Annotated in this window: 25 protein-coding genes and 1 pseudogene; 16 read left to right on the top strand and 10 right to left on the bottom strand. The window is 72.5% G+C overall.

The genetic code is table 11. The features are described from left to right. The first annotated feature begins 235 nt into the window (after positions 1-235). The 4 genes from AC07AZ_RS08310 to AC07AZ_RS08295 all read left to right on the top strand — a co-directional run bounded on the left by AC07AZ_RS08310 (position 236) and on the right by AC07AZ_RS08295 (position 4,165). On the top strand, positions 236-1,633 hold the full coding sequence (locus AC07AZ_RS08310) for a DUF6421 family protein (protein ID WP_478845092.1): 1,398 nt from the start codon (positions 236-238) through the stop codon (positions 1,631-1,633). A 41-nt stretch (positions 1,634-1,674) separates the two neighbouring features. Beyond that, positions 1,675-2,430: an SDR family NAD(P)-dependent oxidoreductase gene (locus tag AC07AZ_RS08305; RefSeq protein WP_478845361.1), complete on the top strand. Its 756-nt coding sequence runs from the start codon at positions 1,675-1,677 to the stop codon at positions 2,428-2,430. Then, entirely contained in the window at positions 2,427-3,497 is a 1,071-nt protein-coding gene (locus tag AC07AZ_RS08300; protein WP_478845090.1) for a threonine aldolase family protein, read from the top strand. The genes AC07AZ_RS08305 and AC07AZ_RS08300 overlap by 4 nt, the downstream gene beginning before the upstream one ends. A 74-nt stretch (positions 3,498-3,571) precedes the next feature. Then, positions 3,572-4,165: a transglutaminase domain-containing protein gene (locus AC07AZ_RS08295; protein WP_478845088.1), complete on the top strand. Its 594-nt coding sequence runs from the start codon at positions 3,572-3,574 to the stop codon at positions 4,163-4,165. 89 nt (positions 4,166-4,254) lie between these two features. On the opposite strand, the gene AC07AZ_RS08290 is transcribed toward AC07AZ_RS08295, so the two are convergent. Next, positions 4,255-4,983: a lysophospholipid acyltransferase family protein gene (locus AC07AZ_RS08290; protein ID WP_478845086.1), complete on the bottom strand. Its 729-nt coding sequence runs from the start codon at positions 4,981-4,983 to the stop codon at positions 4,255-4,257. A 184-nt stretch (positions 4,984-5,167) separates the two neighbouring features. Continuing rightward, positions 5,168-5,584 carry a DUF4395 domain-containing protein gene (locus tag AC07AZ_RS08285; RefSeq protein ID WP_478845084.1) on the bottom strand — a complete coding sequence of 139 codons (417 nt, stop codon included), beginning with the start codon at positions 5,582-5,584 and terminating at the stop codon, positions 5,168-5,170. A gap of 74 nt (positions 5,585-5,658) precedes the next feature. On the opposite strand from AC07AZ_RS08285, the gene AC07AZ_RS08280 reads away from it, so the two are divergent. The 4 genes from AC07AZ_RS08280 to AC07AZ_RS08265 all read left to right on the top strand — a co-directional run bounded on the left by AC07AZ_RS08280 (position 5,659) and on the right by AC07AZ_RS08265 (position 8,944). Continuing rightward, complete coding sequence (locus AC07AZ_RS08280; RefSeq protein WP_478845082.1) at positions 5,659-6,072, top strand: TlpA family protein disulfide reductase; 414 nt, start codon at positions 5,659-5,661, stop codon at positions 6,070-6,072. 328 nt (positions 6,073-6,400) lie between these two features. Then, the gene (locus AC07AZ_RS08275; protein WP_478845080.1) at positions 6,401-6,910 is read left to right on the top strand and encodes a flavin reductase family protein; all 510 of its coding nucleotides are present in this window, start codon (positions 6,401-6,403) and stop codon (positions 6,908-6,910) included. Between the two features lie 232 nt (positions 6,911-7,142). Next, complete coding sequence (locus AC07AZ_RS08270; RefSeq protein ID WP_478845078.1) at positions 7,143-7,931, top strand: electron transfer flavoprotein subunit beta/FixA family protein; 789 nt, start codon at positions 7,143-7,145, stop codon at positions 7,929-7,931. A 50-nt stretch (positions 7,932-7,981) separates the two neighbouring features. Then, positions 7,982-8,944, top strand: coding sequence for an electron transfer flavoprotein subunit alpha/FixB family protein (locus AC07AZ_RS08265; RefSeq protein WP_478845076.1), 963 nt, complete (start codon positions 7,982-7,984; stop codon positions 8,942-8,944). Between the two features lie 59 nt (positions 8,945-9,003). Here AC07AZ_RS08265 and AC07AZ_RS08260 read toward each other — a convergent pair whose 3' ends face one another. Then, positions 9,004-9,903 (bottom strand): endonuclease/exonuclease/phosphatase family protein, encoded by a 900-nt coding sequence (locus AC07AZ_RS08260; protein ID WP_478845074.1) that lies wholly within the window; start codon positions 9,901-9,903, stop codon positions 9,004-9,006. A 173-nt stretch (positions 9,904-10,076) separates the two neighbouring features. Here AC07AZ_RS08260 and AC07AZ_RS08255 point away from each other — a divergent pair, with 173 nt between their 5' ends. Then, positions 10,077-11,390, top strand: a complete 1,314-nt coding sequence (locus AC07AZ_RS08255) for a DUF6986 family protein (protein WP_478845072.1) — start codon at positions 10,077-10,079, stop codon at positions 11,388-11,390. 42 nt (positions 11,391-11,432) lie between these two features. On the opposite strand, the gene AC07AZ_RS08250 is transcribed toward AC07AZ_RS08255, so the two are convergent. Both AC07AZ_RS08250 and AC07AZ_RS08245 read right to left on the bottom strand, forming a co-directional pair. Beyond that, the gene (locus AC07AZ_RS08250) at positions 11,433-12,227 is read right to left on the bottom strand and encodes a hypothetical protein (protein WP_478845070.1); all 795 of its coding nucleotides are present in this window, start codon (positions 12,225-12,227) and stop codon (positions 11,433-11,435) included. A 7-nt stretch (positions 12,228-12,234) separates the two neighbouring features. Next, positions 12,235-13,350 carry a LacI family DNA-binding transcriptional regulator gene (locus AC07AZ_RS08245; protein WP_478845068.1) on the bottom strand — a complete coding sequence of 372 codons (1,116 nt, stop codon included), beginning with the start codon at positions 13,348-13,350 and terminating at the stop codon, positions 12,235-12,237. Positions 13,351-13,496: 146 nt separating this feature from the next. Here AC07AZ_RS08245 and AC07AZ_RS08240 point away from each other — a divergent pair, with 146 nt between their 5' ends. The 3 genes from AC07AZ_RS08240 (at position 13,497) to AC07AZ_RS08230 (ending at position 16,375) form a co-directional block, all read left to right on the top strand. Then, the gene (locus AC07AZ_RS08240) at positions 13,497-14,444 is read left to right on the top strand and encodes an ROK family protein (RefSeq protein ID WP_478845066.1); all 948 of its coding nucleotides are present in this window, start codon (positions 13,497-13,499) and stop codon (positions 14,442-14,444) included. 561 nt (positions 14,445-15,005) lie between these two features. Next, complete coding sequence (locus AC07AZ_RS08235) at positions 15,006-15,197, top strand: hypothetical protein (RefSeq protein WP_478845064.1); 192 nt, start codon at positions 15,006-15,008, stop codon at positions 15,195-15,197. Between the two features lie 137 nt (positions 15,198-15,334). Continuing rightward, positions 15,335-16,375: an NUDIX hydrolase gene (locus AC07AZ_RS08230; RefSeq protein ID WP_478845062.1), complete on the top strand. Its 1,041-nt coding sequence runs from the start codon at positions 15,335-15,337 to the stop codon at positions 16,373-16,375. A 139-nt stretch (positions 16,376-16,514) separates the two neighbouring features. Here AC07AZ_RS08230 and AC07AZ_RS08225 read toward each other — a convergent pair whose 3' ends face one another. After that, a complete protein-coding gene (locus AC07AZ_RS08225; protein WP_478845060.1) occupies positions 16,515-17,870 on the bottom strand; it encodes a M20/M25/M40 family metallo-hydrolase in 1,356 nt (451 codons plus the stop codon). A gap of 133 nt (positions 17,871-18,003) precedes the next feature. On the opposite strand from AC07AZ_RS08225, the gene AC07AZ_RS08220 reads away from it, so the two are divergent. Then, the gene (locus tag AC07AZ_RS08220) at positions 18,004-19,257 is read left to right on the top strand and encodes a geranylgeranyl reductase family protein (protein ID WP_478845058.1); all 1,254 of its coding nucleotides are present in this window, start codon (positions 18,004-18,006) and stop codon (positions 19,255-19,257) included. Here AC07AZ_RS08220 and AC07AZ_RS08215 read toward each other — a convergent pair. Then, positions 19,241-19,435, bottom strand: a pseudogene (locus AC07AZ_RS08215) (deazaflavin-dependent nitroreductase); the annotation flags it as partial. The gene AC07AZ_RS08220 and the pseudogene AC07AZ_RS08215 overlap by 17 nt on opposite strands. A 421-nt stretch (positions 19,436-19,856) precedes the next feature. On the opposite strand from AC07AZ_RS08215, the gene AC07AZ_RS08210 reads away from it, so the two are divergent. Further along, complete coding sequence (locus AC07AZ_RS08210; protein ID WP_478845056.1) at positions 19,857-21,089, top strand: sensor histidine kinase; 1,233 nt, start codon at positions 19,857-19,859, stop codon at positions 21,087-21,089. Continuing rightward, a complete protein-coding gene (locus AC07AZ_RS08205; protein WP_478845054.1) occupies positions 21,086-21,751 on the top strand; it encodes a response regulator in 666 nt (221 codons plus the stop codon). Before AC07AZ_RS08210 ends, AC07AZ_RS08205 begins: the two co-directional genes overlap by 4 nt. On the opposite strand, the gene AC07AZ_RS08200 is transcribed toward AC07AZ_RS08205, so the two are convergent. Beyond that, the gene (locus tag AC07AZ_RS08200) at positions 21,712-21,996 is read right to left on the bottom strand and encodes a DUF6332 family protein (protein WP_478845052.1); all 285 of its coding nucleotides are present in this window, start codon (positions 21,994-21,996) and stop codon (positions 21,712-21,714) included. The two genes, AC07AZ_RS08205 and AC07AZ_RS08200, sit on opposite strands and share 40 nt — an antisense overlap. 205 nt (positions 21,997-22,201) lie before the next feature. Next, positions 22,202-23,743: an MFS transporter gene (locus tag AC07AZ_RS08195; RefSeq protein ID WP_478845049.1), complete on the bottom strand. Its 1,542-nt coding sequence runs from the start codon at positions 23,741-23,743 to the stop codon at positions 22,202-22,204. A gap of 85 nt (positions 23,744-23,828) precedes the next feature. On the opposite strand from AC07AZ_RS08195, the gene AC07AZ_RS08190 reads away from it, so the two are divergent. Then, a complete protein-coding gene (locus tag AC07AZ_RS08190) occupies positions 23,829-24,221 on the top strand; it encodes a MarR family winged helix-turn-helix transcriptional regulator (protein ID WP_478845047.1) in 393 nt (130 codons plus the stop codon). A 112-nt stretch (positions 24,222-24,333) separates the two neighbouring features. On the opposite strand, the gene AC07AZ_RS08185 is transcribed toward AC07AZ_RS08190, so the two are convergent. Next, positions 24,334-25,074, bottom strand: a complete 741-nt coding sequence (locus tag AC07AZ_RS08185; protein ID WP_478845045.1) for a maleylpyruvate isomerase family mycothiol-dependent enzyme — start codon at positions 25,072-25,074, stop codon at positions 24,334-24,336. Positions 25,075-25,389 lie beyond the last annotated feature (315 nt).

Raw genomic sequence — 25,389 nt, 5'->3', positions numbered from 1 at the left:
CGAGGCCGTCACCCGGGGGTGGGCGAGTCCCGCCCGGATTGACCGGTAGCGGCCTCCGGGTGCGACCTCGCGTGTGACCGGGCGGAGCCTGGGTAGGAACCCTGCTGGTTTCCGGCAGGAAAAAGTGAGGTGACAACCACGCTGTGCAGGATAATCTCCCGAGTCTCCACTTGCTGGGAGGAAGCTCGTGTGTATACGGTCTCCACACGCTAGCTTCTCCCGTGAAGGATGGGACATGACGGAAATTCTTGTGCAGGTGGGTTCGGGGGAACGGATTCCTCCCGCGGCCAGGGTGGTGGAGCACCCGGCCTGGCCCGTCCTCAAGGATGCCGTGGAACAGATCCGGCCATGGCAGTCCAAGGACGGGTCCATAGACTTCGGGGCCGAGGGTGCCCCGGCCCCGGCGGACGCCGATCGCGCCGTCCGGCGTGTCGTACAGGCCGTCGAGGAGCTCTCCCCGCTGCTGCCGCACGACGGCGCCTACCACGAGGCCCTCGCCAAGGACCTGCGCCGCTGGGCCGACGACGGTTTCCAGGTGCCCGACTTCCTGGACTCGCTGCTGGCCTTCCAGCCCGCCGCGCACCGCGAGGACGGCCTCCAGCACCTCGTCCTGTTCCCGATGTACACGCAGAACGGCAACCCGGACCGCAACCTCGAAGCGGTCGTCCTGCGGATGGTCTGGCCGGAGTGGCTGGCCGAGCTGGAGCGCACCCGCTACGACAACCCGCTCTTCTGCGGGATCGCGTTCGAGGACTTCACGGCCGGCTACGACACCAACTCCGCCGTCCTCTTCCCCGAGACGATCGCCGTGCGCGAGGCGCCCGAGCGTTTCACCTGGGGCGGCATCTTCTGCGACCGCGAGGCGGCCCGCTTCCGCCGGGTCACCGACGCCGCCGTGGACGTCCTGGGCCTCCAGCTGCCCGAGGACATCGCCGCGATGGTCCACGACCAGAAGCGGTGCGAGGACGCCTTCGTCCTGTGGGACATGGTCCACGACCGCACCCACAGCCACGGCGACCTGCCCTTCGACCCGTTCATGATCAAGCAGCGCCAGCCGTTCTGGATGTACGGCCTCGAAGAGCTGCGCTGCGACCTCACCGCCTTCAAGGAGGCCGTGAAGCTCGCCGAGGACGGCGTCCCGCAGGCCCGTGACGTGCAGTACGCGGTGCTGTTCGACCGCATGTTCCGCTTCCCGGTCACCGGCGACCGCGTGCGCAACTACGACGGCCTGGGCGGCCAGCTCCTCTTCGCCTACCTGCACAAGCACGACGTCGTCCGCTGGACCGACAACAAGCTCCACATCGACTGGGAGCGCGCCCCGCAGGTCACCAACCAGCTGTGCGCCGACATCGAGCGGCTCTACCGCGACGGCATCGACCGGCCCAAGCTCGTCCACTGGTTCGCCGGCTACGAGCTCGTCTCCACCTACCTCGCCCCGCACCCCGGTTCCCGCTGGGCCAAGGGCCCCGACGCCCTCGACCTGAGCCTGCCGCCGCGGAAACTCGTGGACGACGTGCTTCCCGACGAGTTTCCGCTGAGCATGTTCTATGAGGCACTCTCCAAGAAGCTGAAGGACGTGATCGCCTCCACTCGGGGCATCACCGCGGAGAGCGCCGAACCGGTGGCCGCGTGAGCGACCGCGCACAGAACACTGCTCAGGAGGCGAGGAACATGGTGGGGAACGGGGCTCTCAGCGGTGCGGTGATCGCGGTGGCCGGCGCGGGCGGACCCGCGGGACGGGCGGCACTGGTCCGGCTCGCGGAGGCGGGCGCGACCGTCGTCGGCGCGGACAACGATCCCGAGCGGCTGGCCGAGGCCGTGGACGCCGCCCGCTACGGCCACGGCGGCGCCACCGTGGTCGGCGAGACGGTGGACCTGCTGGACCTGGAATCGACCCGTGACTGGGCGGTCCGCGTGGAGAAGGAGTTCGGCCGCGTCGACGGTGTGGTCCACCTCGTCGGCGGCTGGCGCGGCAGCGAGACCTTCGCCAAGACCAACCTGCACGACTGGGACCTGCTGGAGATGCTGCTCATCCGCACCGTGCAGCACACCTCCCTCGCCTTCCACGAGGCGTTGCAGCGCAGCGACCGCGGCCGTTACGTCCTGATCAGCGCGGCGGGCGCGAGCAACCCGACCGCGGGGAACGCGGCCTACTCCGCCGCGAAGGCCGCCGCCGAGGCCTGGACGCTCGCCCTCGCCGACTACTTCCGCAAGGCGGGGATCTCCGAGGGCGCGGACGGGGCGACGTCCGCGGCTGCGATCCTGGTGGTGAAGGCGCTGGTGCACGACGCGATGCGTGCCGAGCGCCCCAACGCGAAGTTCGCGGGCTTCACCGACGTCAAGGACCTGGCCGAGGCCATCGTCGACGTCTGGGCGAAGTCCGCGTCAGAAGTGAACGGAAACCGTCTGTGGCTGACCGAGAAGCCGTGAACCCTCCCAGGACCGACGCCCGGCGTCACCACGACCCGGGCCTACGGGGCTTCGCCAGCGACAACTACGCAGGGGCCCACCCGGAGGTGCTCGCCGCCCTGGCCCTGGCCAACGGCGGGCACCAGGTCGCCTACGGTGAGGACGACTACACCGACAACCTCCAGCAGATCGTCCGCAGCCACTTCGGGGCCACGGCCGAGGCGTTCCCGGTCTTCAACGGCACCGGCGCCAACGTCGTGGCGCTCCAGGCGGTCACCGACCGCTGGGGCGCGGTGATCTGCGCGGAGAGCGCGCACATCAACGTCGACGAGGGCGGCGCCCCCGAGCGCATGGGCGGACTGAAGCTGCTCACCGTGCCCACCCCCGACGGCAAGCTCACCCCCGAGCTGATCGACCGGCAGGCCTGGGGCTGGGAGGACGAGCACCGTGCGATGCCGCAGGTCGTCTCCATCACCCAGACTACGGAGCTGGGCACCCTCTACACGCCCGACGAGATCCGCGCGATCTGCGACCACGCCCACGGGCACGGGATGAAGGTGCACCTCGACGGCTCGCGGATATCGAACGCGGCCGCCTCCCTGAACGTGCCGATGCGCACGTTCACCAACGCGGTCGGCGTCGACATCCTGTCCCTGGGCGGAACGAAGAACGGCGCGCTGTTCGGTGAGGCCGTCGTGGTCATCGACCAGGACGGCGTCCGGCACATGAAGCACCTGCGCAAGCTGTCCATGCAGCTCGCCTCCAAGATGCGTTTCGTGTCGGTGCAGTTGGAGGCCCTGCTCGCCAGGGACCTGTGGCTGCGCAACGCCCGCCACGCCAACGAGATGGCCCAGCGGCTGGCCGAGGGCGTCCGCGCCGTGCACGGCGTCGAGATCCTCCACCCGGTGCAGTCCAACGCCGTGTTCGCGCGACTGCCGCACGATGTGAGCGAACGCCTGCAGAAGCGGTTCCGCTTCTACTTCTGGGACGAGGCCGCCGGTGACGTCCGCTGGATGTGCGCCTTCGACACCACCGAGGACGACGTCGACACGTTCGTGGCCGCCCTCAAGGAGGAGATGGCCCGCTAGGGCGCTTGCATAGGTATGCGGTCACTCGAAAAGTCATTGACTGTCGAGTGGCCGCTTTCCTATGCTCCACCGGTATGGAGCTGATCCAGGACACGCCCGACCTGTCTGCCTATCTGGCCGCCGACGAGGTCATCGACCATGACCATCCGGTCGTCCGCGAGGTGGGCGCCCGGCTCGCCGACCGTGCACAGGATTCGTATGACTATGCGCGGGCCGCGTACGAGTTCGTTCGCGACACGATCCCGCACTCCGCCGACAGCGGTGACCCGAGGGTCACCTGGCGCGCCTCGGACGTCCTGGAGCGGCGCACCGGCATCTGCTTCGCCAAGGCCCACGCGCTGGCCGCGCTGCTGCGCGCGGAGGACATCCCCACCGCGCTCTGCTACCAGCGCCTGGCGCACGACGACGGCAGCGGCCATGTTCTGCACGGGCTGGTCGCGGTGCGCTTCGACGGGTCATGGCACCGACAGGACCCCCGCGGCAACAAACCGGGTGTGGACGCCCGTTTCTCCCTCGACGGGGAGCGGCTGGCCTGGACGCCGGAGCCCGGGTCCGGTGAGCGGGACTGTCCGGTTCTGTACGCGGCACCCCACCCGGTCGTGCTGACGGTGCTCCGGGCCGCACCCGACCGGCCGCACCTGTGGAAGACGCTTCCCGCCGAACTGTGAGAACGGCTGGGGTACCGGGCGCCGACCCGGCCTGTACGCACAGGTGTTGGGGCGCGGCCTCACGCCGGCCGCGCCCGACTCTGCGTACGTCAGCGGGTCTCGGCCTCGCGGACCTGCTCCGGTGTCGGTGCCGTACCGCCGAGGTGGGCCGGCATCCACCAGGTGTCGTCGGCGTCCCTGGGGCGCACCGGATAGGCGCGCTGCGCGGCTTCCAGGAGTTCCTGTACGCGCTCGCGCAACTGCCGGGTGATCACGCCCGCGTACTTGTCGCGGGACGCCTCGATCGCCTCACCCACGCGGATGGTGACCGGGATGTGGCTGCGCCTGAAGTTGCGCGGCTGGCCCTTGGTCCACAGCCGCTGCGTGCCCCACACCGCCATCGGGATCAGCGGGACGCCCGCCTCCTGGGCCAGGCGCGCGGCACCGGACTTGAAGCTCTTGAGCGTGAACGAGGGCGAGATCGTGGCCTCGGGGAACACGCCGATGATCTCGCCGGCCCGCAGTGAGTCCAGCGCGTGCGCGTAGGCCGCCTCGCCCTGCTTGCGGTCCACCGGGATGTGCTTCATTCCGCGCATCAGGGGACCCGAGATCCTGTGCCGGAAGACGGCCTCCTTCGCCATGAAGCGAACGAGGCGTTTCTGCGGAAGCGCGGCCAGCCCGTCGAAGATGAAGTCCAGATAGCTGATGTGGTTGCTCACCAGCACGGCTCCGCCCGAGCGCGGGATGTTCTCCGAACCCTTGAGGTCGATCTTGAGGTCCCACGCCTTGAACAACGTGCGGGCGAGACCGACGACGGGACGGTAGACAAGCTCTGCCATGGACGGAGTGGACCCTTCCTTCTCTGCCGGGGAGGTGCCCCCAGCGAAAAGTTACGCAGCCGTAGGTTTACGGCATCCCGCAGATCGTGCCCCAAGAACGGGCGGGGAGCCAGTCCTGTCACCCGGGAACGGCGAGATTCTCGTCACGTCGGCCAGTGATCCACCTCGGGCTTTTACGCCGCCTTTACTCGGCGCGTACCGTCATCCGACGCACGAGCAGGTACATCTCGCAACCCAGGCAGTACCCGAAAGCGGCATTGAGGAACGCGGCCGCGAGCGCGGCCCCGGTGGCCGCGAGTCCCAGCCAGCCGGGCCCCAGCGTGAGGCCCACCAGTCCGACGCCGGCGAAGGCCAGCCCCACCGCCTGCGCGAACCGCGGGGGTTCGGGCGACTCGAACCGCGTCGGCGGCCCGATCCGGGGGCGTACGAGGGTGCGGAACAGCCAGCCGTAGGGCGAGCGGCCCACCCCGCCCGCCGCCCCCAGCGCGAAGGCCAGGGTCTGCCAGGCCAGCAGCCAGGCACTGCCCGTGATCAGCACGACGGCCAGCACCAGGGCCGTCACGGCCGCTCCGAAGCGCGGACCCCTCACATCGATGTCCATGAATCAAGCATTCCGCATGGGTACGTCTTCGGGGGCCGGGAATCTTTGCAGTCTCGTGAACGCTGGAGCAACTGATGAGTGGACTGGTGGTGTGCGTGGCGGTGCTCGCGCTGGCGAGCGCCTACGGAGTGCTGCACCGGCGGCGGAGCGGGAGGGTGCGGGTGCGTGGGCGTGACGACGGCAAGCGGCTGGGCACGGCCCAGTTGGGCCGGGAACTCGGGGAGCGGGCCACGCTCGTCCAGTTCTCCAGCGCCTTCTGCGCGCCCTGCCGGGCGACCCGGCGGGTACTCGGCGAGGTGGCCGGCATGGTGCCCGGCGTGACCCACGTCGAACTCGACGCCGAGGACCACCTGGACCTCGTCCGCGAGCTCGACATCCTCAAGACCCCGACCGTGCTGGTCCTCGACGCCGACGGCCGGGTCGTACGGCGTGCGACCGGGCAGCCGCGCCGGGCCGACGTGATCGCCGCGCTGGGGGAGGCGGTTTGACGAGTCGTAGGGGAAACGGCGGAAGGCTCCGTACGCGAGTCGGCGGGGGTGCCCTCACGGGAAGCGGGACAGGGGCGCGTACCGGAATCGGCCCAAGCGGCCCCGGCGCCGACGGCCGGCCGTCGGGCGGGCCGACGGTGAGGCAGCTCCCATATCCCGGAACGTACTTGACTGCGCGCACCACGTATCGTCAGCCTGACCGTATGCCTTCACCACTCCTTCTCGTCGGACGGGTCCACGTCGACCTGGCCCGCACCGCGAGCGCGCGCTGTCCGGGCTGTTGAGCAGCCACGGACCAGCTCGTCACCTCCCGCAGAAGGACAAGTCCATGACGGCCACACCCGGCCTCGGCACCCCTCAGCTCGCCTCTCCCGAACTGTTGCGCTCCGTCTTCCGGCGGCACGCGGCGGGAGTCGCCGTGATCACCGCCGCCGGCGACACCGGCCCGGTCGGCTTCACGGCGACCTCTCTCACCTCCGTCTCCGCCGAGCCGCCGCTGCTCTCCTTCGGCGTCAGCACCGGCGCTTCCAGCTGGCCGGCGATATCCGGCGCCGAGCACGTCGGCGTCCACATACTCGGTGAGCACCAGCAGGACCTGGCCGGCGTCTTCGCCCGCAGCGGCGCGGACCGCTTCGGCGCGCCCACCGCCTGGCGTGAGGGCCCCGAGGGCGTCCCCGTCCTCGACGACGTCCTCGCCTGGCTGGTGTGCCGCGTGGTCGGGCGGGTGCCGGCCGGGAACCACCGCATCGTCGTGGCCGAGGTCGTGGTCGGCGACCCCGCCGGACCGGGGCGCCCGCTCCTCTATCACCAGGGACGGTTCAACGGCCTCCGGGACTGACCCGCGGGCCGCTTCGCCGGGAACTCTCCCCCTGCGAAGCGGCCGGGTTCCGATTACGCTGCGTTGCACAGGTCACAGTTCAAAGCGCTTGCTTAGCGGGAAAGAACTGGGTGTACTGACGAGTAATATTCCGGTCGGAGCGCAGGCCGCCCCGACCGGGATCGGCCGCTTGAGGCGCCTATGCTGCCTGCAAGAGGCAGCCGAGAAATGACGATGCAGTAGGAGAGCCGGCGTGAGCTTGAGGATCGTTGTCACTGTGAAGTACGTGCCCGACGCCACCGGCGACCGGCACTTCGCCGATGACCTGACCGTCGACCGGGACGACGTCGACGGTCTGCTCTCCGAGCTGGACGAGTACGCGGTCGAGCAGGCGCTGCAGATCTCGGAGAACTCCGACGACGACGTGGAGATCACCGTCCTGACGGTGGGCCCCGAGGACGCCAAGGACGCGCTGCGCAAGGCGCTGTCGATGGGCGCGGACAAGGCGATCCACGTCGAGGACGACGATCTGCACGGCACCGACGCGATCGGTACCTCCCTCGTGCTGGCGAAGGCCGTGGAGAAGGCCGGCTACGACCTGGTGATCTCCGGCATGGCCTCCACCGACGGCACCATGGGCGTTATCCCCGCGCTGCTCGCGGAGCGCCTGGGTGTCCCGCAGGTGACGCTCCTGTCGGAGGTTTCGGTCGAGGGCGGCACGGTCAAGGGCCGCCGCGACGGCGACAGCGCCTCGGAGCAGCTGGAGGCATCCCTGCCCGCCGTGGTGTCGGTCACCGACCAGTCGGGTGAGGCCCGCTACCCGTCCTTCAAGGGCATCATGGCGGCCAAGAAGAAGCCGGTGGAGTCCTGGGACCTGTCGGACCTCGACCTCGAGGCGGACGAGGTCGGCCTGGAGGGCGCCTGGACCGCGGTCGACTCCGCGGCCGCCCGTCCGGCCCGCACGGCCGGCACGATCGTCAAGGACGAGGGCGAGGGCGGCAAGCAGCTCGCCGAGTACCTCGCGGGCCAGAAGTTCATCTGAGCCCGACACGCCGACCGCCCCTCCCCTTCGTTTCGCAGGAGATCAATCCCATGGCTGAAGTTCTCGTCTACGTCGACCACGTGGACGGCGCCGTCCGCAAGCCCACCCTGGAGCTGCTGACGCTGGCCCGCCGCATCGGCGAGCCCGTCGCCGTCGCCCTGGGCAACGGCGCCGCCGACACCGCCGCCGCCCTCGCCGAGCACGGCGCGGTCAAGGTCCTCACCCACGACGCCCCGGAGTACGCCGACTACCTCGTCGTACCGAAGGTGGACGCCCTCCAGGCCGCCGTCGCCGCCGTGTCCCCGGCCGCCGTGCTGGTGCCCTCCTCCACGGAGGGCAAGGAGGTCGCCGCCCGGCTGGCGCTGCGCATCGGTTCCGGCATCATCACCGACGCCGTCGACATCGAGGCCGGCGACGAGGGCCCGGTGGCCACCCAGTCGGTGTTCGCCGCGTCCTTCACCACGAAGACCCGGGTCGCCAAGGGCACCCCGGTCATCACGGTCAAGCCCAACAGCGCCGCCGTCGAGGCCGCCCCGGGCGCCGGCACCGTCGAGGCCCTCGACGTCACCTTCTCGGCGCAGGCCACCGGCACCAAGGTGACCAGCCGCACGCCGCGCGAGTCGAGCGGGCGTCCGGAGCTGACCGAGGCCGCGATCGTGGTCTCCGGCGGCCGAGGCGTCAACGGCGCCGACAACTTCGCGATCATCGAGGCCCTCGCCGACTCCCTCGGCGCGGCCGTCGGCGCGTCGCGTGCCGCGGTGGACGCCGGCTGGTACCCGCACACCAACCAGGTCGGCCAGACCGGCAAGGCCGTCTCCCCGCAGCTGTACATCGCCAACGGCATCTCCGGCGCCATCCAGCACCGCGCCGGCATGCAGACCTCGAAGACGATCGTGGCCGTCAACAAGGACGCCGAGGCCCCGATCTTCGACCTCGTCGACTACGGCGTGGTCGGCGACCTCTTCGACGTCGTCCCGCAGCTCACCGAGGAGATCAAGTCCCGCAAGGGCTGATCGCCAACCGGCATGCGAGGCCCCCGCGACCACCACGGTCGCGGGGGCCTCGCGCACGTTCAGCGCAGGGTGAGCGAAGCCTGTACGGGCAGGTGGTCGCTCGGGAACTGTCCGTCGCGCGAGAACGTGTTCGCCCGCGCGCCGTGCACGGTCACGCCCGGCGTGGCCAGGATCCAGTCGATGCGGTCCCCGCCCGGGACGAGCGGCCGGTAGCCGTGGAAGGTCCCGTACGACGGCCCCCGCTCGGCCGCCGCGTCCCAGGTGTCGACCAGGCCGATGCCCAGCATCGCGTCGTAGACGGCGTCGCGGTGGGCGGGGGCGTTGAAGTCACCGGTGACCAGCAGCGGCAGGGTCGGGTCCAGCCGCGCCGTCCGCCGGGCGATGAGGGGCACCGAGCGCAGGCGGGCGTCCGGGCTGCCGCTGTCCAGGTGGGTGTTGAGCAGGTAGAACTCCCGCTCCCCGTCCCGGAGATCGCGGAAGCGCACCCAGGTGACCATGCGGATGTTGGAGCCGCCCCAGGTGTTCGAGCCGATCACCTCGGGGGTGTCGGAGAGCCAGAAGTGGTCGTACTCGGCGGGGGCGAGGCGCCGGGTGTCGTAGAAGACCGCCGTGAACTCGTCGCGGCTGCCGCCCGCACGGCCGGTGCCGATCCAGTCGTAGTGCTCGCCGAGGTCGGACTCGATGTCCCGCAGCTGGTGGTAGAGGCCCTCCTGGGTGCCGAGGACCGCGGGGGCCTCGCGGCGCAGGAGTTCGCGCATCACCGGGCGGCGGACGGCCCAGCTGTCGGGTTCGGTGGCGGCGGCGAAGCGGAGGTTGAAGCTCATCACCTCCAGCCGCCGGCTGCGGCCGCGCGGCGTGGAGGCGGATGCCGTGCTGAACAGGGGGAGGGCCAGCACCGCGGCCACCGCCGTCCGCAGGCCCGCCCGGCGGGTCACCCGGCTCAGGTCCGTCACGCGCATCCCTCCCTCACGGGCCAGGATGAGGGCTGTGCCCGGTCGTGCGGAAGAAGGCGTGGGGGAAGAAGTGACGGACGGGCCGGGCCGTGGACGGGTGTTGACCGGCGGGAAGCTCCCCGGATAGCTTCGCTCTACGGATTGTTGATTCCGTAGAGCGGAAAATTGGAGGGTGTGGGATGGGTCAGGGCCAGCAGGAGAAGGTCGCGACGAGCCTCGCGGGCGCCGTGAGCGAGGAGATCAGTGCCTCCCTCGCGCCGGTCGACGCCGAACTGGAGCGCCGCTACCCGGGAGACCCCGGCACCCGCCAGCCCGTCCACACCGTCTACGTCCCCGCCGACGTCTTCAGCGCCGGCACCGTGCGCTCCTGGGGCGACCAGGCCCTCGCCGCGCTCGACGAACACGCCCCCGAGGCCGCCTCCTTCGCCGCGGTGCTCGGTCTGTCGGACGAACTCGCCGGGCCGGTGTACGACCGCGTCCGCGCGAAGCTGGAACGCGAGCCGGTGGAGGACCTGCGGGTCGACTTCGAGGACGGCTACGGCAATCGGCCCGACGCCGAGGAGGACGCGGCGGCCGCCCGCGCGGCCAGGCTCATCGCCGAGGCGTACCGCGACGGCACGGCGCCGCCGTACATGGGTATCCGCATGAAGTGCATGGAGGCCCCCGTGCGTGAGCGCGGCATCCGCACCCTCGACATCTTCCTCACCGGCCTCACGGAGGCCGGCGGCCTGCCCGAGGGCCTGGTCCTCACGCTGCCGAAGGTGACCTACGCCGAGCAGGTCGCCGCCATGGTGCGGCTCCTGGAGGCCTTCGAGAGGGCACGCGGCCTCGAACCCGGCCGGATCGGCTTCGAGATCCAGATCGAGACCAGCCAGTCCATCCTCGCCACCGACGGCACCGCCACCGTCGCCCGCATGATCCAGGCCGCCGAGGGCCGCGCCACCGGCCTGCACTACGGCACCTTCGACTACAGCGCCTGCCTCGGTGTCTCCGCCGCCCACCAGGCCAGTGACCACCCTGCCGCCGACCACGCCAAGGCGGTCATGCAGGTCGCGGCGGCGGGCACCGGCGTACGCGTCTCGGACGGCTCGACCAACGTCCTGCCGGTGGGCCCCACGGAGAAGGTCCACGACGCCTGGCGCCTGCACTACGGCCTCACCCGCCGCGCCCTGGCCCGCGCCTACTACCAGGGCTGGGACATGCACCCCGGCCACCTCCCCACCCGCTACGCGGCCGTCTTCGCCTTCTACCGCGAGGGCTTCGCCCGCGCCGCCGCCCGCCTCGCCCGCTACGCCAACCGGACCACCGGCGACGTCATGGACGAGCCCGCCACCGCCAGGGCCCTCGGCGGCTATCTGCTGCGCGGCCTGGACTGCGGCGCCCTCGACATCGCGGAGGTGGCCCGCCTGAGCGGACTGACCCGCGCCGACCTGGAGGCGTTCGCCTCGCCGCGGCGCGCCGATCTCACGGTCCCGGCGGCGAGCCGGGGCTGAGCGGGCAAAGGCGCGGGCGGGTTCCTCACCGGCCCGCACGCGTCAGTCGGCGAGCGGTGGCGAGGGCGCGCCGGGGCCCGGAACCCCGGTGGGCCGTGTCGTCACGCAGTGCTCCAGGCCCGATGCCGTCACCCGCTTCTCCTCGGCGAACAGCCGCGTGCCGCGCTCGCACAGACGGTGGTCGGCGCGGGCGCGGGCGCAGAACTCCTCGGGCGTGACACCGAACAGCTCCCGCCAGCGCGCCGAACCGAGCAGGAGTTCGGAGATCAGCTCCCGCTGGCCCGGGTGGGTGCGCGGGACGCCGGTGCCGTCGTGCAGGACGCCGTGCCGGTTGACGTACGCGTAGGCGCCCGGCAGCGGCACGCCGTCCGCCGCCTCGATCCGCACCTCGGACGCCGGGAGCCAGGCCCGGCCGAAGTTGCCGCCGGGCAGCGGCACCCCCTCGCTGGCGTCGACCACCGCGAGCTGCTCGTCGTCGAGCCAGATGACGAACAACTCCCGCACGGACGCGGGCGCGTGGAACGGGGACGCCGACACGTAGCCCAGGCGGCTCACATGCGCGGACACGCCCACACCGACGCCCGTCACCCGGGAGCGCACCATCGGGATCGGCGAGGTGATCCCGGACTCGGCCATTTTGTCCCGCAGTTGACCGGGGTTGGCGTTGGAGCCGACCGCGAGGACGGGACTGCGACCCTCGTGCACCGGGCCGTCCAGGGGCAGCAGCCGGTTCCCGTGCAGGATCCCCGACTCCCGCGGCCAGGCCCCCGGATACAGCAGCGGACGGTCGCGCGGGGCCTCGGCGAGACCCAGCGTCTCCAGCGTGCGGCCGGTCACGGTCGGCTCACTCCGCCGGCGGCAGCTCGCCCGAGCCGCGGGTGATCAGCCGGGTCGGCAGCTCGATCCGCTCCGGCGCCAGCAGGGTGCCGTCCAGCTGCCGGAAGAGGCGCTCGGCGGCGGTCCGGCCCAGGGCCGCCGCGTCCTGGGCGACGACGGTGACGCCCGGCTGCAGCAGATCGGCGAGCTCGATGTCGTCGAAGCCGACCAGCGCGACCTGCCGGCCCCGCTCGGCGATGACCCGGATCACGGTGACCGTCACCCGGTTGTTGCCGGAGAAGACGGCCGTGACGGGCGAGGGGCCGGACAGCATCTCCTCGGCCGCCGCGCGCACCCGCTCGGGGTCGGTGACGCCGAGCGACATCCAGGCGTCCTCGACGGGTATGCCCGCGTCCTCCATCGCCGCCCGGTAGCCGCGCAGCCGCTCGGCGGCCGTGTGGATGCGGGGCATGTCGCCGATGAAACCGATCCGGCGGTGGCCGTGGGCGATGAGGTGGGCGACGCCGTCGCGGGCGCCGCCGAAGTTGTCCGACAGGACGACGTCCGCGTCGATCTGCCCGGCCGGGCGGTCGACGAACACCGTCGCCACCCCCGCCTTGAGCTCCGGTTCGAGGTAGCGGTGGTCGTCCCCGGCGGGGATGACGACCAGCCCGTCCACCCGCCGCGCGCACAGGGCCAGCACCAGTTCCTGCTCGCGCTCCGGGTCCTCCGCGCTGGAACCGTTGATCAACAGGGCGCCGTGGGCGCGGGCCACCTCCTCGACCGCGCGGCTGAGCGGGCCGTAGAACGGGTCCGCGAGGTCCTCGAGGACCAGGCCGATGCTCGCTGTGCTGCCCTTGCGCAGGACCCGGGCGCTGTCGTTGCGGCGGAACCCCAGCGCCTCGATGGCGTCCTGGACCCGGCGTTCCGTCTCCGGTGTGACGCCCGGCTCGGCGTTGACCACACGCGACACCGTCTTGAGCCCGACGCCCGCACGCGCCGCCACGTCCTTCATGGTCGGACGGGTGCCGTAGCGGCTCCCGGGGAGGCGGTCGGCTCGGCGATGGGTCTCGGGCACGGTACGGCGTCCTGTCCTGTCGTCCACGGGAATGCGGCGGTCCGTGATGGGGATGCGGCGGTCCATGATTTATATGAAGATGTGGCGTCGAGCATAGAGCCTGGACAACGTTGTCAGATGCGCGAGACACTGTCCACCGCAATCTCCGGACCGCGCCCCCCGCTGCGACCGGCCCCCCTTTTTCTCATGCCTGACGGGGAGATCCGACACTGATGCACACCGACCTAGTGGCCGCGCTCGACATCGGCGGCACCAAGATCGCCGGAGGGCTGGTCGACGGCCACGGCAGAATCCTGGTCCGCGCGCAGCGCGCCACGCCCGCGCAGCAGGACGGTGAGACCGTGATGCGGGCCGTCGAGGAGGTGCTCGGCGAGCTGACCGCCGCGCCCCGGTGGGGAAGTGCCACAGCCATCGGCATCGGCAGCGCCGGCCCGGTGGACGCCTCCGCGGGCACGGTGAGTCCGGTGAACGTGCCGGGCTGGCGTGACTATCCGCTGGTCCGGCGGGTCCAGGAGGCGGCCGGCGGGCTGCCCGTCGAGCTGATCGGTGACGGGGTGGCCATCACGGCCGCCGAACACTGGCAGGGCGCTGCGCGCGGACACGACAACGCGCTGTGCATGGTGGTCTCCACGGGTGTCGGCGGCGGCCTGGTCCTCAACGGGCAGCTCCATCCGGGCCCGACCGGCAACGCGGGCCACATCGGGCACATCAGCGTCGAACTCGACGGCGACCCCTGCGCGTGCGGCTCGCGCGGCTGTGTGGAGCGCATCGCGAGCGGCCCGAACATCGCCCGGCGCGCGATCGAGGGCGGCTGGCTGCCCGGCCCGGACGGTGACACCTCCGCCGAGGCGGTGGCCGCCGCGGCCCGCGCCGGCGACCCGGTGGCCGTCGCCTCCTTCGAGCGCGCCGCGCGGGCGCTGGCCGCGGGCATCGCCGCCACCGCGACCCTCGTCGAGATCGACATCGCCGTCGTCGGCGGGGGAGTGGGCAAGGCCGGCGACGTCCTGTTCGCCCCCCTGCGGGAGGCGCTGACCGACTACGCGACCCTGTCCTTCGTCCGCCGGCTGACGGTGACACCCGCGCAGATGGGCACGGACGCCGGTCTGGTGGGAGCGGCCGCCGCGGCACTCGCGGGACGCGAGTCCGCGGCCGCGGTCTGAACGGAGGGGTCCGGAACCAGGCGGCAGGAACGTTCAGGCGGGGCCTGTGGGGTGTCCCGGTGGGTCGGGGGGCCGGGGGCCGGGGGCCGGGGGCCGGGGGGCCTGGTCGACCGGCGGTCCCGCCTTCATGCGGGCCCCGCGCGGTGCGTGGGGAACCCCGGTGGGGCTGCCCGCCACGGGGCGGGTGGCCGAGATCGGCGTGCTCGTGCTGCGCTCGGACACCGAGCTCCTGCCCAAGAACCGCCGTGGCGTGCCCGGCTGGCTGTCCGGCGGCGGTGGCCGTGTTGTGCCCGGCCGTATGTTCGACGCCTGTCGCCGTGTTCTGCCCGGCTGGCTGTCCGGCTGGCTGTCCGGCGGCGGTGGCCGTGGCATGCCAGGCCGCATGCTCGACGCCCGTCGCCCTGTCGTGCCCGGCAGCCTGCCCGGGCCGCCTGTTCGGCGCAGGCTCCGCCTTCGAGCACCCGCGGGGGCCGGACGCCGCCGCCGAGCTCGTGGCGCGGGCCCGTGACCCGGTCGGCGGCCCGGGCGTGACCCACGCGCCGTTTCCCAGTTGAACCGGTCATGAAGAAGCGCAGCATGCTCGCCATCGCCTCCCTGGCCACCGGTTTCGTCGTCGCGGCGATCACCCCGTCCCACGCCGCGGTGTCCGACCTCGGCGACCTCGACGTCGGCGACACCCTCAGCAGCGTCGACCACACCGCGGCCGGCGACAGCCTCGCCGTCGACGAGAACGCCCTGGGCCGGAACGGCTGACGGCCACTCCGCACGACCGTGGCGCCGGTGCTCCGAAGAGGGGGCCGGCGCCACAGTCCTGCGCCCTCAACTGGAGCTGGTTTCCGTGGCAGGGTGGAGCGGGCAAGCCACAGGGGGCCAACAGAAGAGGGGGAACCGTGATCGTCTGGATCAACGGTGCGTTCGGTGCGGGGAAGACCACGACCGCACGGGAACTGATCGACCTGATCCCGAACAGCACGCTCTTCGACCCCGAGGTCATCGGCGCGGGGCTCACGCACATGTTGCCGGCCAAACGCCTCACCGAGGTCGGTGACTTCCAGGACCTGCCGATCTGGCGGCGTCTCGTGATCGACACGGCGGCCGCGCTGCTCGCCGAGCTCGGCGGGACCCTCGTGGTTCCCATGACCCTGCTCCGCCAGGAGTACCGCGACGAGATCTTCGGTGGGCTGGCCGCACGCCGGATCACGGTCCGGCATGTGCTTCTCACCCCGGCGGAAACGATCCTGCGGGAGCGCATAGCCGGGCGGAAGATCCCGCCGGACGCGCCCGACGGCGAGATACGCGTCCGGCAGTGGTCCTACGACCACATCGAGCCGTACCGCGCCGCCCTCGCCACCTGGCTCACGGCCGACGCCCACCCCGTCGACAACGGCGCGCTGACGCCGTACGAGACCGCGGTCCGGGTCGCCGAAGCCGTGAGGGCCGGTGCCGTGCCGGTCTGCGACATCGTCCAGACCCCGGAACCCACCGCCGAGACGCTCGCCGCCGGAGTGCTCCTGTTCGACGAGCAGGACCGGGTGCTGCTGGTGGACCCCACCTACAAGGCGGGCTGGGAGTTCCCCGGCGGCGTGGTCGAACGCGGTGAGGCACCCGCCCGCGCGGGGATGCGCGAGGTCGCCGAGGAGACCGGGATCACGCTGGCGGACGTACCGCCGCTGCTCGTCGTCGACTGGGAGGCTCCCGCGCCGCCCGGCTACGGCGGCCTGAGACTGCTCTTCGACGGCGGCCGGCTCGACTCCGCCGCGGCCCGCCGGCTCCTGCTGCCCGGACCCGAACTGCGCGGCTGGCGGTTCGTCAGCGAACAGGAGGCCGCGGACCTGCTGCCCCCCGTCCGCTACGAGCGGCTGCGCTGGGCGCTCCGGGCGCGGGAGCGCGGCGCGGCGCTGTATCTGGAGGCGGGGATACCGGTCGGCTGACGCCCCTCACTGGCTCGGCCGGCGCCGCCCCACCCGCCGTGCGCACCCATCCGTCGGGCGCGCGGGCTGTGCGACGCCGGAAGTGTGGAGGCCCCCGTCGCGCGATGGGGGCCTTCGCCGGGCAGCGCCCCGGCCGGGCTCAGACGGCCGCGTAGTTGCTCAGGAACAGGGCCTCGGCGACCGACAGCCGCTCCAGCTCCTGCGGGGACACGCTCTCGTTCACGGCGTGGATCTGGGCCTCCGGCTCACTGAGGCCGATGAGGAGGATCTCCGCGTCCGGGTAGAGAGCGGCGAGGGTGTTGCACAGCGGGATGGAGCCGCCCTGGCCGGCGTACTGCATCTCCTGGCCCGGGTAGGCCACCGTCATCGCCTCCGCCATCGCCGCGTACGCCGGGCTGGTCGTGTCGGCGCTGAACGCCTGGCCCTGACCGATCTGCTCGGTGTGGACCCGGGCACCCCACGGGGTGTGCGCCTCCAGGTGGGCCTGGAGCAGCTTGGTGGCCTCGGCCGCGTCCACACCCGGCGGCACCCGCAGGCTGACCAGCGCGCGGGCGCCGGCCTGCACGGACGGCGTGGCGCCGACGACCGGCGGGCAGTCGATGCCCAGGACGGTGACCGCCGGGCGCGCCCAGATGCGGTCGGCGACGGTGCCGGAGCCGATCAGTCCGACGCCGTCGAGCACCCTGGCGTCCTTGCGGAACTGCTCCTCGTCGTACTGCAGCCCCTCCCACCGGGTTTCGGGGGTGAGGCCGTCGACGGTCGTGGAACCGTCCTCGGCGCGCAGCGAGTCCAGGACGCGGATCAGCGCGCCGAGCGCGTCGGGCGCCGCGCCACCGAACTGGCCCGAGTGCAGGTTCCCTTCGAGGGTGTCGACCCGCACCCGGACGAGGGTCATGCCGCGCAGCGTGGCGGTGACCGTGGGCAGGCCGACGCGGAAGTTGCCCGCGTCGCCGATGACGATGGTGTCGGCCCGGAGGAGGTCGGGGTGCTCCTCGGCGTACCGCTCCAGTCCGCCCGTGCCCTGCTCCTCCGAGCCCTCGGCGATCACCTTCACGTGGACCGGCACCCCGCCGTTGGCCTTGAGGGCGCGCAGCGCCAGCAGGTGCATGATCACGCCGCCCTTGCAGTCTGCGGCCCCGCGCCCGTACCAGCGGCCGTCGCGCTCGGTCAGCTCGAACGGCGGGCTCGTCCAGGCGGCCTCGTCCAGCGGCGGCTGCACGTCGTAGTGCGCGTAGAGCAGGACGGTCTTCGCGCCCTCCGGGCCGGGCAGGTAGCCGTACACGGACTGCGTGCCGTCAGGGGTGTCGAGCAGGGCGACGTCCTGGAAACCCTCCGCCGTCAGCGCGTCCGCGACCCACCGCGCCGCTCCCTCGCTCTCGCCGCGGGGGAACTGGTCGAAGTCCGCCACCGACTTGAAGGCCACCAGCTCGGTGAGCTCCGCCCTCGCTGTGGGCATCAGCGAGGCGACGGTCTCGGCGACCGGATGCGACGACATGGGCACGCTCCTTGTGGGTGCGACGTTGTACGAGTGAGTGCTGCAGATCCTCCCACAGCGGTCTGCGGCGACACCCGCCGTAGGATGCGGGAGACAGGTGCGGCAGCGGCTTGATCGGGAGCAGTAGACCATCGTGAGCAGCGAGAACTCTTCGGCGGACGACTCTTCGGCGGACGGCGACCAGCAGGTGTGGGATGTCGTGGTGGTGGGCGCGGGACCCGCGGGTGCCTCGGCCGCCTACGCGGCGGCGGTCGCGGGGCGGCGCGTACTGCTGCTCGAGAAGGCCGAGTTGCCCCGCTACAAGACATGCGGAGGCGGCATCATCGGCCCCTCGCGCGACTGTCTGCCGCCCGGCTTCGAGCTGCCGTTGCGGGACCGGGTGCACGCGGTGACGTTCTCCAACAACGGCCGCTTCACCCGCACCCGCCGCTCCAGGCAGATGCTGTTCGGGCTGATCAACCGCCCCGAGTTCGACCACCAGCTGGTCGAGCACGCCCAGAAGGCCGGCGCCGACCTGCGGACGGGCGTGACGGTGTCGCGGGTGGAGCAGCACGGCTCGGCGGTGCCGGACCGGCGCTGCGTGGCCGTCGTGCTCCAGGGCGGCGAGACACTGCTCGCGCGGGCCGTCGTCGGCGCCGACGGCAGCGCCGGCCGGATAGGAGCACACGTCGGGGTGAAGCTCGACCAGGTGGACCTCGGCCTCGAGTCGGAGATCCCGGTCCCGGAGACGGTCGCCGAGGACTGGCGGGGGCGGGTGCTCATCGACTGGGGCCCGATGCCCGGCAGTTACGGCTGGGTCTTCCCCAAGGGCGACACGCTGACCGTCGGCGTCATCTCGGCGCGCGGCGAGGGCGCCGCGACCAAGCGCTACCTGGAGGACTTCGTCGCCCGGCTCGGGCTCGCCGGCTTCGAGCCCGCCGTCTCCTCCGGCCACCTGACCCGCTGCCGTGCCGACGACTCCCCGCTGTCGCGCGGCCGGGTGCTGGTGTGCGGCGACGCGGCGGGGCTCCTGGAACCGTGGACCCGCGAGGGCATCTCGTTCGCGCTGCGCTCGGGACGGCTCGCGGGGGAGTGGGCGGTGCGGATCGCCGAGGCCCACGACGCGGTGGACGCCCGGCGCCAGGCCCTCAACTACGCCTTCGCCATCAAGGCGGGCCTCGGCGTCGAGATGAGCGTCGGCAAGAGCATGCTGGCGGCGTTCGAGCGCCGTCCCGGTCTGTTCCACGCGGCGCTCACCGGCTTCCGCCCCGCGTGGAACGCCTTCCGGGACATCACGCGCGGTTCCACGTCGCTGGGGGAGCTCGTGCGCACCCATCCGATGGCGCAGCGCGCGCTGACCGCCCTGGACCGGCGCTCGGCTGACGGCGGGGTCAGTTCTCGACCGTGATCCGGTGAACCGGGTGGTCCAGGTGGTCCGGGCCGACGCGCCGCAGGTCGGCATCGGCGGAGTCGGGGCCGACCCCGTTGAAGAAGACGCCTACCTCGGCCTTCCAGCGCGTGAGGTAGGCGCGCAGGAGCGGCACCTTGTCGTCGTCGCCCGTCTCGGCGGCCGTGAACACCTCCACGGGGGAGTCGGTGACGCTGCTGAGGGCGGGAAGGTGGGTGGCGCGGCTGAGGGCGAGGGGGCGAGGAAGGCGGCGGCGCGGCCCGGCGCTCACGGCCGCCCCACCCGTGCGCCGAGGCCGCTTCCCGTGCGCGTGCTGCTGAGGCCGCTTCCCGTGCGCGTGCCGTCGATGTCGCCTCACGTGCGCGTGCCGTAGATGTCGCCTCCCGCACGTGTGTCACCAAGGGGCGTACTCCCCGCACGCGTGCCGCCGAGGGCGTACTCCCCGCACACGCGCCCCCGAGGACGTACTCCCCGCACACGCGCCCCCGAGGACGTACTCCCCGCACACGCGCCCCCGAGGACGTACTCCCCCAGGAGTACACGTGATCACCGCTTCCGGCTGACGCCCGTCGCGTCGGTCGGCGTCTAGCGTGGCGGGCATGGACGAGGAGCACGTGCGCGGGGCGGCCGGTCCGCCCCGGCGGTGGCAATACGGGCCGCCGTGGCGGAACGGCTGGGACGCCGCCGGGGAGCGGCCCGTCCGGTGGCCGTGGCGCTCCACGGCGCTGTTCACCGCTTTCGTCCTGGTCGGATCGAACGCGGCGGCCCACCTGCAGCAGGGCGACCGGGCCGCTCCCGACGGGTTCGCCCGCGTCCTGCTGGTCGTCGGCTCGGGTCTGCTGCTGTGGCGGAAGCGCCACCCGGTGGCCGTGGTGTTCGGCACGGCCGCCGCCGCCCTGGTCTACCTGGGCGCCGGATACGCGTACGGGCCGGTCTTCCTCACCGTCGCCGTGGCCTGCTTCAGCGCGGTGGTCGCCGGGCACCGGCGGGCCGCATGGAGCGCGCTGGGCATGCTCTGGGCCGGGCACGTGCTGGTGACCCACTGGCTGTACCGGTGGCTGCCCGCCTCCCGCGACCCGTCCGCCTCCTGGGCGCGAGAGATCGTCATCGCCACCTGGGTCGTGGCGATCGTCGCGGTCTCGGAGCTCGTCCGCGCGAAACGGGAGCAGTGGGCCCGCGACCGTGCCGAGCGCGCGCAGGCGGCCCGGCGCCGCGCGGACGAGGAGCGGCTGCGCATCGCCCGCGAGCTGCACGACGTCCTCGCGCACAGCATCTCCGTCATCAACGTGCAGGCCGGCGTCGGCCTCGCCCTCCTCGACACCGACCCGGAGCAGGCCCGCACCGCGCTCACCACGATCAAGGCCGCGAGCAAGGAGGCGCTCGGCGAGGTCCGCCAGGTCCTCGACACGCTGCGTGCGCCGGGTGCCGCGCCGCGCACCCCGGCGCCGGGCCTGGACCGGCTGCCGGAGCTGGTGGAGCAGGCGGCGGCCGCGGGTCTCACGGTCGAGGTCGAGGGCCGGCCGCCCGGCCTCGCCCCCGGCATCGACCTCGCGGCCTTCCGCATCGTGCAGGAGGCCCTCACCAACGTCGTACGGCACTCCGGCTCCCGGCACGCGCGCGTGCGCCTCGAACACGGCGGCAGGGCGCTACGGCTGCGGATCGACGACGACGGACCCGCGACCGGCGGCCACCTGGGCGGCAGCGGCAACGGGCTGGCCGGGATGCGGGAGCGGGCCGCCGCGCTGGGTGGCACGATCGAGGCGGGCCCGCGCCCCGACGGCGGCTTCGAGGTGCTCGCCGTCCTGCCGCTCACGACCGAGGAGGACCGGTGATCCGCGTGCTGCTCGCCGACGACCAGGCACTGGTGCGGGCCGGCTTCAGGGCACTGCTCGACGCGCAGCCGGACATCGAGGTGGCCGGCGAGGCCGCGGACGGCGAGGAGGCACTGCGCAAGGCACGCGAACTGCGCCCGGACGTCGTCCTGATGGACATCCGCATGCCCGCGCTCGACGGACTCGCCGCGACCCGCCGTATCTCGGCCGACGCGGCGCTCGCGGAGGTCAGGGTCGTCATGCTGACCACCTTCGAACTCGACGAGTACGTCTTCGAGGCGATCCGCTCGGGTGCCTCCGGTTTTCTGGTGAAGGACACCGAGCCCGAGGAACTCCTGCGCGCCGTAAGGGCGGTGGTCGGGGGCGACGCGCTGCTCTCCCCGGGGGTGACCCGTCGGCTGATCGCCGAGTTCGCGGCCCGTTCGAAGGAGCCCGCGGCCCACGGCGTTCTCGCCGGGCTGACCGAGCGGGAGCGGGAGGTGATGGCCCTGGTCGGCATCGGTCTGTCCAACGAGGAGATCGCCCGTCGACTGGTGGTCAGCCCGCTCACCGCCAAGACCCATGTGAGTCGCACGATGGTGAAGCTGGGCGCCCGCGACCGGGCCCAACTGGTGGTGCTGGCCTACGAGTCGGGGTTGGTACGGCCGGGCTGGCTGGGCTGAGACCCGGGCCGGAAGCGCATCAGCACACTGATCGTACGGACCGCGAACAGAGCGGGGGCGAGGACGAGACCGGCGCGCAGCGTCAGGCGGCTCACGGTGTCCGGCAGCTCGAACAGCAGCGCGGGGCCGGCGACCGCCCCGAAGACGACCGCAGCCGCGAACAGCGCGCTGCACAGGGCGTATCCGATCTCGACGGTGATCGCGTCCCGCTCGGCCTGACCACGCCGTCCCCCGTAACTCTCCATGGGCCGAGTGTCACAGCCGTGTGCCCGGCGGGGCAAGCGGGCCCCGCCGGGCACACGGTGTCGGAGGCGTTCCCCCGGACCGGGTCCGGCGGCCGTCGGGCCGTCGGCCGGATCGCGACGCACTCCTGGCGAGGTGATCGGCGCCTGGCGGGGCGCCTCACACCGGGTCGGTACGGGCCGGTGATCCGGCCGCGGCCGATGTTCTCTAGTCGCGCACCGTCACCCGCTCCACCTCCGGGGACGGCGCAGCGGCCGAAGAGGCGACGGAAGTGACGGTCGGCGTGGTGGTCGAAGTCGCCGTCGGAGACGGCGACTTGGCGACCACGACGGACTGCCGCGGGCGCCCGGTGCGCAGCCCGGTGAGGCTGATCAGCAGGCCGGCGACCGCGATTCCGGTCACCACCACCAGGCCGGGCCGGTAGCTGTCGAGGACGGCCTGCGGCCCCGCGTTCTCGGGGGTGCCGGCCGTCACCACGGCGGTCACGACGGCCAGGAAGATCGCCCCGCCCACCTGCACGGAGGTGTTGAGCAGCCCCGAGACCATGCCCTGCTCGTGGTCCTCGACGCCGTTCGTGGCCTGGATGTTGAGCGAGGGGAAGACCAGCGCGCAGGCCGCGCCGATGAGCAGCATGGACGGCAGCACGACCACGGCGTACACGGGGTCGAGGTTCACCCGTAGGAACAGCGCGTACCCGACGACCATCAGCGCGAAGCCGGCCGCGATCAGCCGCTGGGTGCCGAAGCGGTCGACGATCGAGCCCACCTTGGTCGACGACACGGCCACCAGGGCGCCCGCCGGCAGGAACGCCAGCGCCGTGTGCAGCGCGGACCAGCCGAGCAGCGACTGCATGTACAGGGTGACCAGGAACTGGAAGCCGACGTACGACCCGAAGAAGGCCATGGCGCCGAGCTGGGCGCGGACCTGGCTGCCGGAGCGCAGCACGCCGAGCCGGATCAGCGGACCCGCCGAGCGCCGCTCGACCGCGACGAACACGGTCAGCAGCACGGCGACGGCCAGGAAGGACAACAGCGTGCGGGCCGATGTCCAGCCCTCCTGCGGGGCCTGTACGACGGTGAAGACCAGCAGCAGCATCGACGCGGTGCCGAGGACCGCGCCGGGGACGTCGTACCCGTTGTGGTCCTTCTCCCGCTCGCTGCGCGGCAGCAGCTTCAGGCCCGCCACCAGGGCGATCAGGGCGATCGGCGCGGGCAGCAGCATGGTCAGACGCCAGCTGGCCTCGGTCAGCAGTCCGGACAGCACCAGGCCCATGGAGAAGCCGGTGGCCGCGCAGGTGGTGTAGATGGACAGGGCACGGTTGCGCAGCGGGCCCTCGGCGAAGGTCGTGGTGATGATCGAGAGGCCGGCGGGCGCCGTGAAGGCGGCGCTCAGGCCCTTGACGAAGCGGCTGGCGATCAGCAGCGGCCCGGAGTCGACGAGCCCGCCGAGCAGGGAGGCGAGCGCGAAGACGCCGAGGGCCACCAGGAAGACCTGACGCCGGCCCAGCAGGTCAGCGGTGCGTCCGCCGAGCAGGAGCAGACCGCCGTAGCCCAGGATGTAGCCGCTGACGATCCATTGCAGCGTCGAGGTGGAGAGATCGAGCTCGGTGCCGATGGACGGCAGGGCGACGCCGACCATCGACACGTCCAGCGCGTCCAGGAACATCGCGGCGCACAGCACCAGGAGAGTGCCCCACAGCCGGGGCGTCCAGCGTCCCTCGGGAACGGGGTGGGTGAGCGGAGAGGTCATGCGGGAGACACTACATGCGCATGCATCCAATGCAAACGCATTTAATGCTGATGCAATAAATTTCCGGCTCTGCTACGGTGCGGCCATGGCGGCGAAGAAGGCCGAGCAGGCGCTCGTGGACCAGTGGCGGGACATCCTGGCGCTGCACGCGCGCACCCAGTGCGAACTCGACCGCGTGCTGCATCAACACGGCCTGTGTGGCAGCGACTTCGAGGTTCTCGACGTGCTGGCCGAGGCCCGCTCCGCGGACGGCGCCCGCACCTACCGCGTCCAGGAGATCGCCGAACGGGTCCACCTCAGCCAGAGCGCGCTGTCCCGGCTCATCGCCCGGCTGGAGAAGGACGGCCTCGTCGAGCGGAAGATGTGCCCGGAGGACCGGCGGGGCGTGCGGGTGGCGCTCACGGCGAAGGGGCGCACGGTGCACGGCGACGTCCTGCCGGTGCAGCGCGAGGTCCTGACCCGCATGCTGGCGACCTGACGAGGCGCCCGCCACCCGGCCTTTTTTAGATGCTGGTGCCCGGTGCCCGGTGCCCGGTGCCCGGTGCCCGGTGCCTGTGCGGCTCGGCTCCGGGTTGCGGCGCCCCTCGCGCTCAGCTCCAGGTGACCGCGGACCTCTCGCGCCACAGGTCGGCGATCCCGCGGTCGCCGGTCACCTCCGGGAACGGCAGCCGGTTCCACAGCGCCAGGTACATCTGGGCGGCCGGTCCGGCCACTTCGCAGTCGGCGTCGCCGTCCTCGCCCCGGACGGCCGTGGGCGGCTCCGAGGACAGGCGCATCGTCCACACGGCGTCGTCCGCGTCCGTCGCCCGCACCCTCAGCACCCGGGGCCGGTCGCTGCGTAGCCGGCTCTTCGCGCGGGCGTGGAAGCCGCGCAGCAACTCGTCCATGCCGTCGGCCGCGAAGCCGGGGACGACGGTGTCGGGGGTGCCGCCGCGCGCCGCCTGCGCGTCGAACCGGTGCACGGTCGTCTCGTGCGCCTGTCGCCGAGCCCAGAACGCCAGCGGGGAGGGCGCGGGCAGGAACGACCAGCACTCCCGGCCGGGCGAGGCGGAGCGGAGGCTGTCCACCAGGTGGCGATGCCCCTCGCGGAACCAGGCCAGCAGCCCGGCGCCGTCGAGGTCGGGCAGGCCACCGTCCGGCTGCCAGGTGGTGTACCCCTCGGTGACGAACGAGGCTGCCCAGCGGTGCACCAATCCGGTGTGCCGCAGCAGGTCGCGTACCTGCCACTCCGGGCAGGTGGGCACCTTGGCGTCGCTGCCGGCCGCCTCGGCGGCCACGGCCAGCGCGCGGCCCTCCCGGTCCAGTATCTCGACGAACTCGGCAGTGTCCATGCGGGTGAGTCTGCCGGACGGAGCGGGGGCCCGGCGATGGTGGTGGGGTTGAGGCGGACGAGGACGCGTCGCCGGGCTGGGCCGGGCTGGGCCACGCCGCGCCGGGCTGCGCCGGATCGCGCCGCCCTGCGCCGGATCGCGCCGGGCCGTTGCCGCGCCGCACTGGGTCGGCCCGCACTGGGTCGCGCAGCACCGCGCTGCGCTGAGCCGCGCTGAGCTGAGCCGGGTCACGCCGCGCTGGGCCGGGAGGCCCCGGATCGCGCCGAGCCGGGCCGCGCCGCGCCGGATCACGCCGGACCACAGCGACCACGGCGA

The organism is Streptomyces sp. NPDC043878 (genome assembly GCF_056435735.1).
This window is presented reverse-complemented; position numbering and strand designations above follow the sequence as displayed.

Excerpts from the sequence above, each read along its gene's own strand:
- AC07AZ_RS08310 (WP_478845092.1), top strand. The coding sequence starts at position 236 with ATGACGGAAATTCTTGTGCAGGTGGGTTCGGGGGAACGGATTCCTCCC.
- AC07AZ_RS08295 (WP_478845088.1), top strand. The coding sequence starts at position 3,572 with ATGGAGCTGATCCAGGACACGCCCGACCTGTCTGCCTATCTGGCCGCC.
- AC07AZ_RS08290 (WP_478845086.1), bottom strand. The coding sequence starts at position 4,983 with ATGGCAGAGCTTGTCTACCGTCCCGTCGTCGGTCTCGCCCGCACGTTG.
- AC07AZ_RS08285 (WP_478845084.1), bottom strand. The coding sequence starts at position 5,584 with ATGGACATCGATGTGAGGGGTCCGCGCTTCGGAGCGGCCGTGACGGCC.
- AC07AZ_RS08280 (WP_478845082.1), top strand. The coding sequence starts at position 5,659 with ATGAGTGGACTGGTGGTGTGCGTGGCGGTGCTCGCGCTGGCGAGCGCC.
- AC07AZ_RS08275 (WP_478845080.1), top strand. The coding sequence starts at position 6,401 with ATGACGGCCACACCCGGCCTCGGCACCCCTCAGCTCGCCTCTCCCGAA.
- AC07AZ_RS08265 (WP_478845076.1), top strand. The coding sequence starts at position 7,982 with ATGGCTGAAGTTCTCGTCTACGTCGACCACGTGGACGGCGCCGTCCGC.
- AC07AZ_RS08260 (WP_478845074.1), bottom strand. The coding sequence starts at position 9,903 with ATGCGCGTGACGGACCTGAGCCGGGTGACCCGCCGGGCGGGCCTGCGG.
- AC07AZ_RS08255 (WP_478845072.1), top strand. The coding sequence starts at position 10,077 with ATGGGTCAGGGCCAGCAGGAGAAGGTCGCGACGAGCCTCGCGGGCGCC.
- AC07AZ_RS08245 (WP_478845068.1), bottom strand. The coding sequence starts at position 13,350 with ATGGACCGCCGCATCCCCATCACGGACCGCCGCATTCCCGTGGACGAC.
- AC07AZ_RS08240 (WP_478845066.1), top strand. The coding sequence starts at position 13,497 with ATGCACACCGACCTAGTGGCCGCGCTCGACATCGGCGGCACCAAGATC.
- AC07AZ_RS08235 (WP_478845064.1), top strand. The coding sequence starts at position 15,006 with ATGAAGAAGCGCAGCATGCTCGCCATCGCCTCCCTGGCCACCGGTTTC.
- AC07AZ_RS08225 (WP_478845060.1), bottom strand. The coding sequence starts at position 17,870 with ATGTCGTCGCATCCGGTCGCCGAGACCGTCGCCTCGCTGATGCCCACA.
- AC07AZ_RS08210 (WP_478845056.1), top strand. The coding sequence starts at position 19,857 with ATGGACGAGGAGCACGTGCGCGGGGCGGCCGGTCCGCCCCGGCGGTGG.
- AC07AZ_RS08200 (WP_478845052.1), bottom strand. The coding sequence starts at position 21,996 with ATGGAGAGTTACGGGGGACGGCGTGGTCAGGCCGAGCGGGACGCGATC.
- AC07AZ_RS08195 (WP_478845049.1), bottom strand. The coding sequence starts at position 23,743 with ATGACCTCTCCGCTCACCCACCCCGTTCCCGAGGGACGCTGGACGCCC.
- AC07AZ_RS08190 (WP_478845047.1), top strand. The coding sequence starts at position 23,829 with ATGGCGGCGAAGAAGGCCGAGCAGGCGCTCGTGGACCAGTGGCGGGAC.
- AC07AZ_RS08185 (WP_478845045.1), bottom strand. The coding sequence starts at position 25,074 with ATGGACACTGCCGAGTTCGTCGAGATACTGGACCGGGAGGGCCGCGCG.